This is a genomic window from Lysobacter stagni (assembly GCF_030053425.1).
GTDB lineage: Bacteria > Pseudomonadota > Gammaproteobacteria > Xanthomonadales > Xanthomonadaceae > Lysobacter_J > Lysobacter_J stagni.
This window is the reverse complement of sequence record NZ_JASGBI010000002.1, coordinates 203,388-216,141: the sequence shown is the minus strand read 5'-3', so window position 1 is coordinate 216,141 and position 12,754 is coordinate 203,388. Positions and strand designations below refer to the sequence as shown.

Genomic DNA, 12,754 nt, shown 5'->3' with positions numbered 1-12,754 from the left:
ACCGAATGAAATTCTCCGAAAACTGGCTGCGCCATCACGTCCCGACCACCGCATCGCGCGATGAACTCGCCGCGACGCTGACCGCCATCGGCCTGGAGGTCGAGGAAGTCACCGCGCTGGGCGAATCGCTGGACGGCGTCTTCGTCGCGCAGATCGTGAGCGCGGAAAAACATCCCGAAGCCGACCGCCTCCAGGTCTGCCAGGTCGATACCGGCAACGGCACCGTGCAGATCGTCTGCGGTGCGCCGAATGCGCGCGCGGGCCTGAAGGCCCCGCTGGCCACCGTCGGTGCGAATCTTCCGGGCGGCATCGCCATCAAGGCGGCGAAGCTGCGCGGTGTGGAGTCCTTCGGCATGCTGTGCTCGGCCAAGGAGCTGGGCGTGGATCCGGATGCCTCGGGCCTGCTCGAACTTGCCGCCGATGCGCCGATCGGTGCACCACTGGCGCAGTACCTGGGTCTGCCCGACGCGACCATCGAGATCAAGCTCACGCCCAACCGTGCCGACTGCTTCAGCGTGCGCGGCATCGCGTACGACGTGGCTGCCGCGATGGGCAGCGAAGTCCGCGCGTTCGAAGCCACGCCCGTGGCCGCGCAGAGCGACGCGACGATGGCCGTGCAACTGCAGGCCGGTGCGCGCGTGCCGCGCTTCGTGGGCCGCGTCATCGACGGTGTCGACGCCAACGTGTCCACGCCCGCGTGGATGGCCGAACGCCTGCGTCGCAGTGGCGTGCGTCCCATCAGCTTCCTCGTCGACGTCACGCAGTACGTGATGCTCGAACTCGGCCAGCCCATGCACGCCTTCGACAAGGACACGCTGGAAGGCGCGGTGGTGGTGCGTCCGGCGCGCGCGGGCGAAGAACTCAAACTGCTCGACGGCCGCACGGTCGCGCTCGATGAGGAATTCCTTGTCGTCGCCGACAGCCGCGGCGGCGACGGTGCGCGCGCCGTTGCGCTGGGCGGCATCATGGGCGGTTTCGACACCCGCGTGACCGATGCCACGCGCAACGTTTTCCTTGAAGCCGCGCACTGGGTGCCGTCGGCCATCATCGGCCGCAGCCGCAAACTGGGCATGCATACCGACGCCGGCCACCGCTTCGAGCGCGGCGTCGATCCGGAGCTGCCGCGCATCGCCGTGGAATACGCGACGAAGCTGATCCTCGACATCGCCGGCGGTTCCACCGGCCCGGTGATCGAAGCCGTGCTGCCCGAGCACCTGCAGGCGCCGCAGCCCATCGTGCTGCGTCGCACGCGACTGGCGCGCGTGTTGGGCCTGCACGTGGCCGATGCCGAAGTCGAACGCATCCTGCGCGCGCTCGGCCTGGGCGTTGAGAACCTCGCCGACGCCTGGCGCGTCACGCCGCCGAGTCGCCGCTTCGACCTGGCGATCGAGGAAGATCTCGTCGAAGAGATCGCGCGCATCCACGGTTACGACGTCATCCCGACCACGCTGCCTGCGGGCGCCGCACGCCTGGTCGCGCCCAGCGAGACGCGCGTGGACGAAAGCACGGCGCGTCGACATTTCGCATCGCGCGATTTCCTCGAAGCCGTGAACTACGCCTTCGTCGATGCCGATCTGCTCACGAAGTGGGGCCTCACCGACGGTGGCGTGCCTCTGGCCAATCCGTTGAGCGCGGAACTGGGCGTCATGCGCACCGCGCTGCTGCCGGGTCTGGTCGCTGCACTGGCGCGCAACGCCGCGCGCCAGCAACCGCGCGTGCGCCTGTTCGAAGTGGGCAACGTCTTCCGCGCCAACGGCACGGACGCTCCCATCGAGACCACGCGCATCGCCGCCGTGGCCTGCGGCGATGCCGCGGCCGAACAGTGGGCCGCGACCGCGCGCCCGGTGGGCTTCCACGACATCAAGGGCGACCTGGAAAGCCTGGCCGCGCTGGCCGGGGCCGCGCTGGAATTCCGCCCCTCGCAGCCCGTGTGGGCGCACCCCGGCCGCTCGGCCGACGTCTACCGCGACGGCGTGAAGCTGGGCTGGATCGGTCAGCTGCACCCGCGACTGCAACGCGCGCTGGAGCTGGACGTCGATGTGGTCGCCTTCGAGCTCGATTTCGCCCCCCTGTTCAGTCGGGCCGTGCCGCGCGCCGGTTCGTTGTCGCGATTCCCGTCCGTCCGACGGGACCTCGCGTTCGTCGTCCCGGAAGCGGTGCAATGGAATGCCATTTCCGACGCCGTGAAGCGTGCCGCGGGCCCGTCCCTGCGCGATCTGGTGCTGTTCGACCGGTACCAGGGAAAGGGGGTGGAAGCGGGTTTCAAAAGTCTTGCTATGGGCTTGATTCTGCAGGATGAATCGCGCACCCTGACTGACCGTGACGTCGACTCCGCGGTGGCTTCGGTCACCACGGCGTTGCAGCAGGAATACGGCGCGGCAATCCGCAGCTGAGGTTGAGGACAACGATGGCATTGACCAAGGCTGAGATGGCCGAACGCCTGTTCGACGAAGTCGGGCTGAACAAGCGCGAGGCGAAGGAGTTCGTCGATTCCTTCTTCGACGCGCTGCGTGAGGCGCTGGAGCAGGGGCGCCAGGTCAAGCTGTCGGGTTTCGGCAATTTCGACCTGCGCCGCAAGAACCAGCGCCCCGGCCGTAACCCCAAGACGGGCGAGGAGATCCCCATCTCCGCCCGCACGGTCGTGACCTTCCGTCCCGGCCAGAAGCTGAAGGAACGCGTCGAAGCCTATTCCGGAGCGGAGCATGCTTGACCCCGGCAGCAATCGCGAACTCCCGCCCATCCCGGCCAAGCGCTACTTCACCATCGGTGAGGTCAGCGAGCTGTGCGACGTCAAGCCGCACGTGCTGCGCTACTGGGAGACGGAGTTCCCGATGCTCAACCCGGTCAAGCGCCGCGGCAACCGTCGCTACTACCAGCGCCACGAAGTGCTGATGGTGCGGCAGATCCGCGGCCTGCTGTACGAACAGGGCTACACCATCGGTGGCGCGCGCCTGCGCCTGGAAGGCGAGACGGCGAAGGACGAGTCCGCGCTGAGCTCGCAGATCATCCGCCAGGTGCGGATGGAGCTGGAAGAAGTCCTGCAGCTGCTGCGGCGCTGAATCCGGACCGCGCCACGCGGTGGCCGCAGCGGCGTTTCAACCGTTATACTTGCCGCCCGCTCGCAAGGGCGGCACATGCAACATGTCGGGGCGTAGCGCAGCCTGGTAGCGCATCTGCCTGGGGGGCAGAGGGTCGTCGGTTCAAATCCGGCCGTCCCGACCATCTTTTCAAAGGGTTACGTGTAGGTGAGTTGGCCCTACACCCTATTTCCACCCTATTTCCACCCTATAGTTCGCGACGCGGGCGCCCATGAGGCGCTGCCCGTAAGCTATGGGCTGCGTATGGCTAGGAGAGACGCATGACCGAACTGACCGAGTTCGAAGACGAAGATGACACCGAGATTGAGTCCGCGGAAGTTAGACATTTCTCAGATGCGGTACTCCACTCGGCCGACTGGACGGTTGAGACCCTAGTCTCTCAGCTGACGCGCCAAAACATCGAAATGAGCCCACGCTTTCAGCGCCGCGATGCTTGGTCCGTCACGCGCAAGAGCGCCTTCATTGAATCTCTCGTGCTGGGTTTGCCGGTGCCCCAAATCGTTCTTGCGGAGAAGCAAGGACAGCGCGGTAAATACATTGTGCTTGATGGCAAGCAGCGCCTTCTCTCCCTGATGCAGTTCACTGGTAACGCTGCCGGTGAACATAACGCGTTTCGTTTGCGTGGGCTCGAAGCAAGGTCGGATCTCGCTCGTAAGACCTACGAGCAACTCAACGACCCGGCATACGAAAACGACCTCAATGCCTTCCATAACTACACGGTACGAACTGTAGTCATTAGAAACTGGCCGAACTACGACTTCTTGCACCTTGTGTTTCTAAGGTTGAACACCGGGAGCGTAAAGCTCTCGCCGCAAGAACTTCGACAGGCTATGTTTCCTGGTGACTTCTCCAATGAGGTCGACGACCAGGCGGGACAGTCGCAGCCGCTGCAAACGCTGCTCGGTCGTGACAGCCCGGATCCGCGCATGAGGGACGTGGAGCTTCTGGTTCGATACCTTGGCTTCAACCTGTTCCTCCCCGAATACGCGGGCAGAATGAAGGATTTCCTCGATCTGACCTGTGAGAGGCTCAATGCGGCATGGAGTTCGCGACGGGACGAGATTTGTGAGGCGATGCATGCTTTCGATGCAGCAACAGCTGCGCTGATCGACATCTTCGGTGCGGACGGGGTCGCTCGGAAGGAAGGTTCCAGATCATTCAATCGAGCAATATTTGATGCGCTTGTGTTCTACGCGGCTAATCCAGTCGTGCGTCAGCGAATGCTTGACCATCGCGACAGGGTGCGAACCGCATACCAGATGGTTATTGCGCAAGGCGATTTCCTGAATGCGGCGGAAAGTGATACCGCGGGTGTGCCTAACACATACGCGCGCCTTCATCTTTGGGGTAAAGCGCTAAGCGAAGCTATTGAAGCCGCTCTGAACCTGCCGACGCTTAGGCCTGCCAGAACTACAGCCGAAAAGGCTGGCATCGACTTTGCGGGCCTTGGAGTCTAGTCGTGCCGTCCGAGCGATTCGTGCAGCTAAGAGATCAGCTTGCTGCGCTCAGAAGTCATCTCTTGCCTGAAGCCTTTGATCCCACAGGGCTATACGAACAGCCGGACGCCATTTCTACGAGGGCATTAGGCTATCGGGTTCTGGCGCACGCTGAGATCGAAACCTACTTTGAGGACCGCGCACTGGAGGTGGCGAACTTGGCACGCGAGGCATGGGAGCGGACTCGATTCGCCTCGCGAGTTGCATTGTGCCTGACGAGCTTCTCTGGGAAGGAGATGCGATCGCCCCCAGATACCCTCCAGGCGCCCAGTGACAACAAGAAAAAGACGTGGCCAGAGCTCATCGATATTAATGTAAGGCTAACGCCCATCTGGGCGGCTTTTCATCATTTCGTGCGGTCGGACAACAATGGCGTTAAGGAGAAGAATTTGCTGGCACTCCTTCTTCCTATTGGCATCGACCATGGAAAGTTAGATCCGAATCTTTTGGCTGATCTCGATTCGTTCGGAGCCTTGCGAGGGGCGGCAGCGCACTCATCGTCTCGAACTGGAGTGAGGCAAGCGCTCAATCCCGCGGACGAGCTTCGACGAGTGGAATCTCTGTTAGTTGGCATTGAGCCGTTAGACGCAGAGATCGACGCGCTACTTCTCGAAATCCCCAAAGCGCCCAGGGCTATTGCGTGAACAGAGTGATTCCTGTGGAAACGGACTGCCACGGTGATGCGTGACCTTCGAGGTAGACCTTTGTCATAGCCTCACTGTTATGGCCCATCAGCGTTTGAACCTGCGACACGTTCCACCCAGCTTCCTGCAGGAGCGCACCGCCTAAGCTTCGGATCTCGTGGAAAGTCGGCGGGTTCTCGCTGGTAACCTTCGCTCCGTCGCGAGCGGCGGCGAAAGCGCGAGACAGCTGCTCCGGTAGGACTTGCGTGTGGTGCTTGCGCTCCTTCGCGCGTAGGTTCTGCGGACGCGCCTTGCCCGGCAGACGGTGCACCAGGAACGGCGAGACGACGTCGTCGCGGCAGCGAGCGAGAAGCCTGTCCAGCTCAGCGCTGACGGCGATCTTGAGGCGCACGCCCGAGGTCTCCTCGGTCTTCGAAGGCACGACCCACAGCGCGCCTTCACGTACGTCCGAGAATCGCAGCGACACCACGTCCTCGCGTCGCAGCAAGGTCAGCAGCGACAGGTCCATTGCGTTTCGAACCCACGCCGGCGCCTTCTCCCAGATCGCGCGGTAGGCCTCGATCGTGAGGCGCTCGCGCTGCCGCTCGTGCGAGAACTTGCGCGTCGACAACGCCGGGTTGTCGTCGATCCAGCCCTCCTGCAGCGCGCAGGCGAGGATCCAAGTCAGCACTAGGCGGAATTGCTGGCGCGATCGAGCGGAGGGCGTAATGCTCCGGATGAAGGTCGCACAGTCGTTCACCGAGAGGCTGGCCAAGGCTCGCTCGCCGAGGGTGGACTCGACTCGGCGGATGACGCTCTCGTATACCTCCGCGGTCTTCGGCGCCCATTTCCGACCTGGGACGTCGTCTTCGCGGAACACCTTGATGGCATCGGATACCGTCTTCTCGGTGCCCATCACGCGAGCAACTAGGTCGTTCGACGGGGTCAGCATGGCGTTGAGCTTCTTGGCCGCGGCGAACGCCTTGGCCTTGTCGTTCCCCATCCAGACCTCTTTGCGCGTGACGGGGTGCCGGTACTTGAAGCCGGCCTTGTTCGGGTAGAGGTTGGGCGGCCAGCCGAGCCGGCTGCGTGAGCGGGTGCGTCCCATCACGGTCAGATTGCCTCATCGAGAACCCGACGGACCAGCTCATCGCCGTCAGGGAGCCATGCGTGTTCGTCTACGTACCAGGTACCTCCAACCTTTCGGCCAGGCACCTTGTCTGCTCGCAGCCATCGTTGAAGGGTGATTTCCGAGGGCCGGCTGGCTTCCTCGAAGTACTTCTGTACCCAGGCATGGGCGGTCATGAGCTTCATAGCCACCGTTCCTGGCTACACGCCGTCGAGCGCTTTCGGCAGCCACGCTTGTGGACTAGGGTCTCGTCTATTTGAGTCTCCTCAAGTAGCTCCTGAAGAGGCTGTGACATATCTGCGGTCGCGCTTTCGTCGAGGCGCGACGGCGGAGATCGAGGTATGGGAACGCTAGCGAAGTGGCTGGGGATCATCTTCCTGGGCCTTATCGTCGTGGGCTTCTATGGCGCGATCGCATTGGCTCCGAATCCGGTAGTGATCAGAGCGGGACAGGTGGCCACCGAAGTCGGTCCGCCGCCGATCGTCCAGCCGCAAGTCGCTCCCGGAGCACTGGACGTCTTCACTGCCCGAGACCTGGCCGTGGCCTACGACGAGAACGCTGTTGCCGCCGACGCGTCGTTCAAGGACAAGCGCTTCTTCGTTTACGGCCAAGTCGAGAGCATCGACACGGACTTCAACGGAGTTCCGTGCATCACGCTTGATGCGGGGATGTACTTCTCTAATCCGCAATTGAAGTTCGGCAAGGACGCGCACGGATCCTTGGCAGATTTGAGAAAGGGGCACCCGATCGTTGCTGCCTGCACTGGCGGTGGAGACTCCGCGAAGGGACCGATGCTGCGGAGTTGCACCCTTCTCTAGCTCGCGCCTCTGCCACAGCGAGGGGTGTAGGACGTAGGGGCAGCTTGCAATGGGGGATAGGTTGTTTAGAGGAATGCTCGGCAAACTATCGAGACTATGGCTTCTGGCGCTGGGCATGCTCGCCGTGATCAAGCTTGCGCGATTAGAGGACGACCCGCCGGAGTGGTAGGCCGGCAGTCGCTCTGCCCAGCATCCGAGTGCGTCCATCAGGCCTGCTCCTTCGCCACGTGCAGTGCGCCGGGGCAGGCGGCTCTTGTCGGGATTAGGGATGGAGAGGGCGATCACAGCGCACCGCCCAGCACGCGATCGAGCGTGCGGTTCGCGGTTTCGATGGTTTCCGCGTAGCGATCCCGATCGCGGCGCATCGCCGTGGTTTGCCGGCTGTACTTCCGGAGTCGACTTAGCTGCGACTCGGCCGACTTCTTGAGGCGCCACGCCTCGCGCGCGTGGGTGAGTAGATCTGCCGCGGTGGGCGGCTGGGAGGCTTTCGCTTCCATCTCTGTCTCCGCCGGTCTGGTACGACCATTGACGACGAAACGATAAGTACACTTATACAAAAGTGCAAGATGGAATGTAAGTGATCTTAGTGTAATTTATGCCGCGTTTAGCTTGGGGTGGCGGCAGGCAGCAAGAAGGCCCGCCAAGGGCGGCCTTCCCTACGCGCTTCGAGGAGGACTTACCTGTGGGGTGCCGAGGTCAGGTTGACCCGGCCTTGGGGTCGACTGGCTCATCTGAGCTCTCATTGGCTTCGGGATTGCGCCGATAGGCAGCGTGCGCGATCTCGATCAGCTTTCCTCTTGGGATCACGCCGCCGTGCTCGATCGCCAGGTTGTACATGGCGATCAGGCGGATCATACGGTCGGCGGAAGGGAAGTCAGCACCCTGCATCCTTTCTTCATGGCGAACGATTTCGTCCGCATAGAGAAAAAGCTGCGTATCGATTAAGCCGCCCAGCTGCGCTCCCTTCGCAGGTGCGGTGGGCGCGCCTGGTCGGCCTGTCCGGATGTACTCGGGATCTAGTCCGCTGAGCCTGGCCATCTGCGCCAGCGTGTTCGCTTTTAGCGACCGAGTCTTCCCGCTCTCAATCTGATAGATCGCCGCCGGCTTCACGCCCAGGCGTCGGGCCCACTCTGCTGGCGTGTCCACCCCGGCAGCGAGCCGAGCTTCGATGGCGCGGTCTTTGAGTTCACTCATGTAAGCAAGCTTACCCAAGCGCTTTAAAAGGGCGCTTGCATTTGGATATAAGTACACTTATCATGCGGGGCCATGAAGATCACGGTCGTTAAAGAAGACGCCGTTGCGCTGTACGGCAGCGTCAAGGGTCTGGCTACCGCGCTGGGCATTACAGGTCCCGCGATCTCGCAGTGGGAAGACCGAAAGCCCATCCCCGAAAAACGATCTCTCCAGCTCGCGCTGCTTTGGCCTGGCCGCTTCCTACCGGACCAGCAAGAGGAGGCGGCGTGAGCGCTCGTTTGCCTGCGTCATCAGTCCCACCACCAGGGTTCCTGTCTCCATATGGTCGCGGGGAGCTGCGGATCCTGGGCGGTGGAGACGATCGGAAAGACGGCTCCGCACCCCGGACATCGAAGCGCACGGGCTCCCATGTAGAAGGGCCAGCGTTGGAGAACCACGCGAAGGCCCTTGTCGAAGCACGGCTGACAGACGTAGTGCTCCGGCTCCAGAGTGCCTGGCTCGCCGCCACCTTGCCCCTCACTGCTGGCCTTGCTGCGGTACACGAACACGCGTTCGGAGACCTCGTAAAGCGAGTAGCGGGCGCGCTCCAGGACCGCCTCCTGAAGCTCCTTGATCTGCTTCGCATCTGCCAAGTGCTGCTGCTGCAGCTCGAAGAGCACCTTCGTTTGCCTGAGAGCGGCGCTCTGAGTCTCGAGGAGCGCGTCGCCGAGCTTCGCAAGCTCAAGCGTGGCCTGATCGAAGTCGCGGGCTTTCAAGGCGGCGGACAGCGCTTGCCGCGTGATCGTGAGGGCTTCGAGGCCTGCTTCGAGGGAAATCATCGGGGCACTCCAGCTATTGGCAACGAGCCACGGGAGAAGGCGTGATGCGCCGCGCTCTTTTGGATCTTTCCTCAAACCGGTTGGTGAGATTCGGGCTGGGCCTCAGTCCGCGGGAGCGGTCGGTTCGTCGCACAGGGCTAGAGCCTTCTGGTTGGAAACCGCAGCTGCGATCTCGCTCGTCATTGCGGCGATCGCATTCCGCACATCGCTTTCCGTCGTTCCCAAAGACAGTCCCCTGAACTTGTCAGCGTGCTCAAGCAAAGAAGGAAGTTGCCTTAGCCATGCGTCATGAAATGCCTTCGGATCTGGGTGGGTACGTATCAAGGTTCGCCAGAGGGCGCTTTCGATGTGGAAGCGAAGCGCGATAGGTACGAACAGTTCTTGCGAGTGTTCCGAGCTCATTTCCGTCTCCGTGCTCAGCTTTTGGAATCGTCCCTAGCAAATGAGCACGGAAGGTCACCTCCGAATTTGATTCAGGTCATGACACCGGCGGTCCGCTTCTTTCAACTCAGATTTGGCCAGATCAGGAAGGCTCAAGCCATGATGGATCCAAAACACCGCGAGCCGCGTTCGCGCACGATTCTGAGGCACACGCGCCAAGCCATTCGCGATGGTCGACTTAGGACGCTTCCGTTCTCTGAGCGCGTGTCGGATCGCTATCTGGCGACCGTCGCACCTGAAGATCGAGTGGTGCCGCTGAAGGAAGAGGGCGCCACGATCGAAAGCGCCTCTTCGGCCAAGACGAAGAACGGTGTCTACTTCGACCGGCTGATTCGCGGAGTCGTGAAGACGTTTCCTGTCGACCTGGAAGATCCGTGGGTCGAAGAGCTCCCGCAGCCTTACCGACAGCATTGTGAGAGCGATTTGGCGGCGCGCCGCGGCTACGCAGTCGTGCGAGACACCCTCGAGACCGACACGCCAGACATGCAAATGGCAGATCTCGGCGTCGCACTGCGCGAAGCCGGTGAGGCAACTATTGCTTTGGCGCCAGTATTCGCGAACGGTGTCGACGCGTCGGACGCGCCTCTCATTCCTGCAGCACTACGCGAGGTTGCTGACGTTCTTGGCGCGTTCGTTCAGATCCGCCGACTCCTCCTCAAGGTAGCGACGGAGGAAGAGGCGAAGAAGGCAGCGCCAGACGGCAGTGGCAACGCGACCAGGGTGCGGAGTAGGGCATGAGCAGTTCGCGCCCGGGCATCCAGAGAATAGGCCTGCTTACTTTCGTAGAAGCTTCAAGCACGAAGGGTGGTGCAAATTGCGCCGAATCAAACGGAGGCGGCACCTGCGTGTCGAAGATGGACCGTAGGGGAGCGCGGTGGACGTCGCGACTCCTGGGGCCGCACCCCAAATCCTGCGGCCGTAGGAATGAGGGCGCGACGTCCACCGTAGTTTTGAAGTCCCCCTGCAGGTTCCGGCGAGCGGCGTGGCGCTGCCATGCAAATGGCATCGGGGTCCCCAAGCTTCACGCTGGAAGCCTGCGTTCGAACGGCGCCCCTTCGGTGGGCGGCGCAGTGTTTTCTGGGAGTGAACGCCCGGATCATGGACTCACTGCGTCGCCCACCGGTCTAAAAGTTGGGGCGTGCACGATTCGCCTGTGGCGGGCGATGCAAGGAAAAGAGTGCCTTGACTCCTCGGGCCTCGGGGGCCGAGCGTCGTCCGCCGCAACCACGCACTGCGTGGGAATTCTCCGGCGGGCGGGATGGAGGCTTCACCTGGCGCTCGCTCCCCAATTCCGAGCGACCAGGAACACACCGCCCGCCGTCTTTTGCGCTGCTCCATGGTGGGCGGTGCGGGGGAGCTGCAAAGCTGGTCGTTTCGACATGCGACCTCTCACCCCTGCACCGTCCGCCGCCTCAGCGCCGGTAATTCGCCAGCAAGCGCTCTCGTTGCGCTTCGAGCTGGGCATCGGTAATCAGGCCCCGGCTGCGGAGCCTTCCAAGTCGCTCGAGCTTGCCGGCCAGATCGTTCGCGGGATCGGCCTGGACGAACGGCGCGATCGGCGTGTCCAAGTGCTCTCTGCTCCAGCGCACCATATCGACAAACCACTTTGCGGCGTCCTGATGGACGTTCGTGATGACCACGTCGCCTCCGTCAACCGCCAGCCTGATTGCGGCACGCACCTGGCCATTTGTCAGAGTCACCGAGCGAATGCTCTTAAGCGGCACTTCTTTGACCTTGAGGCCGAAGAACATGCCTTTGTAGAGCAGGATCACACGAGTGCCGGTGCACACGATTGCCCAGGTTGCGTTGTCAATGTAGCCGCGCGTGCACGCGTAGATCCTTTCGTCGGACGAGAGCACCTTCGGAAGGAACGCGACTTCGTTGCCGAGGCCCGTACGGTTGAAAAACTGAAGCTCATTGAGCTGTTCTTGCACCTCTTCGAGCGTAGGCATGAATGCACTCTCCTGACCGGGTCCGGCGCCGCAATGGCGTACCGTGTCGAAGTGTGTTCGCCCGAATGGCGCAGGCTTCTGATCGAGGTCAATCTCAGCCATCGCGGGATCGAAGCGTTCTTTACAACTATTCGCATAGACTCTCGATTCGGCTCGGGCGAGCCTCACTGCGTCACCGTGAATCCGGTGGCCGGGCTTGGTCGCCCGAGTACCGAGGCGCGCAAGCGCCCATCGTCCGATGCCGGCGCTTTTGTCATTTCTGGGCCAACGATGGGTCTTGCGCGCAGCGCGGCACGCCAATGGCGGGCGGCGCGGGGAGGGCGAAAGCCCTGCCGGTCCTCGGTCCGGTCGACCAACCTCGCGCCGTCCGTCACCTCGTTTGGTCGCGCGGTGACGGATTCCAATCAATCGAGGAATCCGCTCATGGTCGAGCCGCAGTCGCGCCCCAGTGCGCGCGTGATCCCATTCCCGCCTCCACCTGGCGCTCGATCGAAGAGGGCGCAGCGCGTCCTCAGGCGCGATGTGAAGGAGCTGCGCGCGCTCTTCCCCCGATTGTCGCCGCACGAGCTGTTCACGCTCGCGGTAGATCTCAGGCGACTCGAGAAGGGCCCGGTGGCTCCGCAGGAACAAGTCACGCCCCAGCGACGCGCACGGGTGCGGCTATGAACTATTTCGAGCCCTGTCTGGGCACCTTTCGCACCCCCTCACTCCCAGGTAGCGCCTGGAAGGACAGCCCGAGCCTAGCGGGTTGGGGGATTGCATTGCCTAGGTCAGCTAGGAGTGTGTGATGTCAGAAGAGTTCCATTGGTCTCGTGAGGATGGCTCCATTGTGTTTCACAGCACGCGAGCCATCGCGGTCTATACGAACGTCAACGGCGATGTCGTTATCCGGCAAGAAACCGCAGACGAGAGGGACGACGACGCGCTGGTGATAGTGCCTCCAATGCACCTTAGTGCGCTCATCAATGCTTTGCTGTCTGAGCGCGCCCGCCATCAGGATCTGGCAGCCGATCCTGAGACTGCAGCGAATGAGCTGCTGCGGTCGTTTGTGAGGAGCAACGCAGACCTCTTGAAGTGGATTTCCCGCTGGGGCGATGGCAAGGGCGGCCACGTAGCGAACGTAATCGTTGAGGAGCTACGAAAGGCCGAGGCGCAGGAAGTGTCTGAGGGTGAGGCCTAGGCGAC

At 62.5% G+C, this 12,754-nt stretch carries 16 protein-coding genes and 1 tRNA gene; 10 read left to right on the top strand and 7 right to left on the bottom strand.

Features of this window, described 5'->3' with window-relative positions:
- Positions 1-5 precede the first annotated feature (5 nt).
- The 6 genes from pheT to QLQ15_RS17860 all read left to right on the top strand — a co-directional run bounded on the left by pheT (position 6) and on the right by QLQ15_RS17860 (position 5,238).
- Entirely contained in the window at positions 6-2,393 is a 2,388-nt protein-coding gene (pheT, locus tag QLQ15_RS17885; RefSeq protein WP_283214256.1) for a phenylalanine--tRNA ligase subunit beta, read from the top strand.
- Between the two features lie 14 nt (positions 2,394-2,407).
- Positions 2,408-2,710, top strand: coding sequence for an integration host factor subunit alpha (locus QLQ15_RS17880; protein WP_345782438.1), 303 nt, complete (start codon positions 2,408-2,410; stop codon positions 2,708-2,710).
- Positions 2,703-3,059, top strand: coding sequence for a MerR family transcriptional regulator (locus tag QLQ15_RS17875; RefSeq protein ID WP_115842430.1), 357 nt, complete (start codon positions 2,703-2,705; stop codon positions 3,057-3,059). The genes QLQ15_RS17880 and QLQ15_RS17875 overlap by 8 nt, the downstream gene beginning before the upstream one ends.
- An 86-nt stretch (positions 3,060-3,145) precedes the next feature.
- Positions 3,146-3,222 (top strand) — tRNA-Pro (locus QLQ15_RS17870).
- A 136-nt stretch (positions 3,223-3,358) separates the two neighbouring features.
- A complete protein-coding gene (locus QLQ15_RS17865) occupies positions 3,359-4,555 on the top strand; it encodes a DUF262 domain-containing protein (RefSeq protein ID WP_283214254.1) in 1,197 nt (398 codons plus the stop codon).
- A gap of 2 nt (positions 4,556-4,557) precedes the next feature.
- A complete protein-coding gene (locus QLQ15_RS17860) occupies positions 4,558-5,238 on the top strand; it encodes a hypothetical protein (protein ID WP_283214253.1) in 681 nt (226 codons plus the stop codon).
- Here QLQ15_RS17860 and QLQ15_RS17855 read toward each other — a convergent pair.
- Positions 5,228-6,325 carry a tyrosine-type recombinase/integrase gene (locus tag QLQ15_RS17855; RefSeq protein WP_283214327.1) on the bottom strand — a complete coding sequence of 366 codons (1,098 nt, stop codon included), beginning with the start codon at positions 6,323-6,325 and terminating at the stop codon, positions 5,228-5,230. The genes QLQ15_RS17860 and QLQ15_RS17855 overlap by 11 nt on opposite strands.
- Positions 6,326-6,330: 5 nt before the next feature.
- Entirely contained in the window at positions 6,331-6,531 is a 201-nt protein-coding gene (locus QLQ15_RS17850; protein WP_283214252.1) for a hypothetical protein, read from the bottom strand.
- A gap of 156 nt (positions 6,532-6,687) precedes the next feature.
- Here QLQ15_RS17850 and QLQ15_RS17845 point away from each other — a divergent pair, with 156 nt between their 5' ends.
- Positions 6,688-7,164: an OB-fold protein gene (locus QLQ15_RS17845; protein ID WP_283214251.1), complete on the top strand. Its 477-nt coding sequence runs from the start codon at positions 6,688-6,690 to the stop codon at positions 7,162-7,164.
- A 281-nt stretch (positions 7,165-7,445) separates the two neighbouring features.
- Here the strand turns inward: QLQ15_RS17845 and QLQ15_RS17840 are convergent, their stop codons facing one another.
- Positions 7,446-7,661 carry a hypothetical protein gene (locus QLQ15_RS17840; RefSeq protein ID WP_283214250.1) on the bottom strand — a complete coding sequence of 72 codons (216 nt, stop codon included), beginning with the start codon at positions 7,659-7,661 and terminating at the stop codon, positions 7,446-7,448.
- A gap of 199 nt (positions 7,662-7,860) precedes the next feature.
- Entirely contained in the window at positions 7,861-8,358 is a 498-nt protein-coding gene (locus QLQ15_RS17835) for a helix-turn-helix domain-containing protein (RefSeq protein WP_283214249.1), read from the bottom strand.
- Between the two features lie 72 nt (positions 8,359-8,430).
- Between QLQ15_RS17835 and QLQ15_RS17830 the strand changes: the two genes are divergently transcribed.
- Positions 8,431-8,628 carry a Cro/CI family transcriptional regulator gene (locus QLQ15_RS17830; RefSeq protein ID WP_283214248.1) on the top strand — a complete coding sequence of 66 codons (198 nt, stop codon included), beginning with the start codon at positions 8,431-8,433 and terminating at the stop codon, positions 8,626-8,628.
- A gap of 20 nt (positions 8,629-8,648) precedes the next feature.
- Here the strand turns inward: QLQ15_RS17830 and QLQ15_RS17825 are convergent, their stop codons facing one another.
- Together QLQ15_RS17825 and QLQ15_RS17820 are read right to left on the bottom strand one after the other, a co-directional pair.
- Positions 8,649-9,176, bottom strand: coding sequence for a hypothetical protein (locus QLQ15_RS17825; RefSeq protein WP_283214247.1), 528 nt, complete (start codon positions 9,174-9,176; stop codon positions 8,649-8,651).
- A 102-nt stretch (positions 9,177-9,278) separates the two neighbouring features.
- Entirely contained in the window at positions 9,279-9,578 is a 300-nt protein-coding gene (locus QLQ15_RS17820; RefSeq protein ID WP_283214246.1) for a hypothetical protein, read from the bottom strand.
- Between the two features lie 78 nt (positions 9,579-9,656).
- Between QLQ15_RS17820 and QLQ15_RS17815 the strand changes: the two genes are divergently transcribed.
- Positions 9,657-10,355, top strand: a complete 699-nt coding sequence (locus QLQ15_RS17815) for a DUF8585 domain-containing protein (RefSeq protein WP_283214245.1) — start codon at positions 9,657-9,659, stop codon at positions 10,353-10,355.
- A gap of 674 nt (positions 10,356-11,029) precedes the next feature.
- Here QLQ15_RS17815 and QLQ15_RS17810 read toward each other — a convergent pair.
- A complete protein-coding gene (locus QLQ15_RS17810; protein WP_283214244.1) occupies positions 11,030-11,671 on the bottom strand; it encodes a PH domain-containing protein in 642 nt (213 codons plus the stop codon).
- 685 nt (positions 11,672-12,356) lie between these two features.
- Here QLQ15_RS17810 and QLQ15_RS17805 point away from each other — a divergent pair.
- The gene (locus QLQ15_RS17805) at positions 12,357-12,749 is read left to right on the top strand and encodes a hypothetical protein (RefSeq protein ID WP_283214243.1); all 393 of its coding nucleotides are present in this window, start codon (positions 12,357-12,359) and stop codon (positions 12,747-12,749) included.
- The last annotated feature ends 5 nt before the right edge of the window (positions 12,750-12,754 follow it).

Coding starts and splice junctions, on each gene's coding strand:
- pheT (WP_283214256.1), top strand. CDS start 6: ATGAAATTCTCCGAAAACTGGCTGCGCCATCACGTCCCGACCACCGCA.
- QLQ15_RS17880 (WP_345782438.1), top strand. CDS start 2,408: ATGGCATTGACCAAGGCTGAGATGGCCGAACGCCTGTTCGACGAAGTC.
- QLQ15_RS17875 (WP_115842430.1), top strand. CDS start 2,703: ATGCTTGACCCCGGCAGCAATCGCGAACTCCCGCCCATCCCGGCCAAG.
- QLQ15_RS17865 (WP_283214254.1), top strand. CDS start 3,359: ATGACCGAACTGACCGAGTTCGAAGACGAAGATGACACCGAGATTGAG.
- QLQ15_RS17855 (WP_283214327.1), bottom strand. CDS start 6,325: ATGGGACGCACCCGCTCACGCAGCCGGCTCGGCTGGCCGCCCAACCTC.
- QLQ15_RS17850 (WP_283214252.1), bottom strand. CDS start 6,531: ATGAAGCTCATGACCGCCCATGCCTGGGTACAGAAGTACTTCGAGGAA.
- QLQ15_RS17845 (WP_283214251.1), top strand. CDS start 6,688: ATGGGAACGCTAGCGAAGTGGCTGGGGATCATCTTCCTGGGCCTTATC.
- QLQ15_RS17840 (WP_283214250.1), bottom strand. CDS start 7,661: ATGGAAGCGAAAGCCTCCCAGCCGCCCACCGCGGCAGATCTACTCACC.
- QLQ15_RS17835 (WP_283214249.1), bottom strand. CDS start 8,358: ATGAGTGAACTCAAAGACCGCGCCATCGAAGCTCGGCTCGCTGCCGGG.
- QLQ15_RS17830 (WP_283214248.1), top strand. CDS start 8,431: ATGAAGATCACGGTCGTTAAAGAAGACGCCGTTGCGCTGTACGGCAGC.
- QLQ15_RS17825 (WP_283214247.1), bottom strand. CDS start 9,176: ATGATTTCCCTCGAAGCAGGCCTCGAAGCCCTCACGATCACGCGGCAA.
- QLQ15_RS17820 (WP_283214246.1), bottom strand. CDS start 9,578: ATGAGCTCGGAACACTCGCAAGAACTGTTCGTACCTATCGCGCTTCGC.
- QLQ15_RS17815 (WP_283214245.1), top strand. CDS start 9,657: ATGACACCGGCGGTCCGCTTCTTTCAACTCAGATTTGGCCAGATCAGG.
- QLQ15_RS17810 (WP_283214244.1), bottom strand. CDS start 11,671: ATGGCTGAGATTGACCTCGATCAGAAGCCTGCGCCATTCGGGCGAACA.
- QLQ15_RS17805 (WP_283214243.1), top strand. CDS start 12,357: ATGTCAGAAGAGTTCCATTGGTCTCGTGAGGATGGCTCCATTGTGTTT.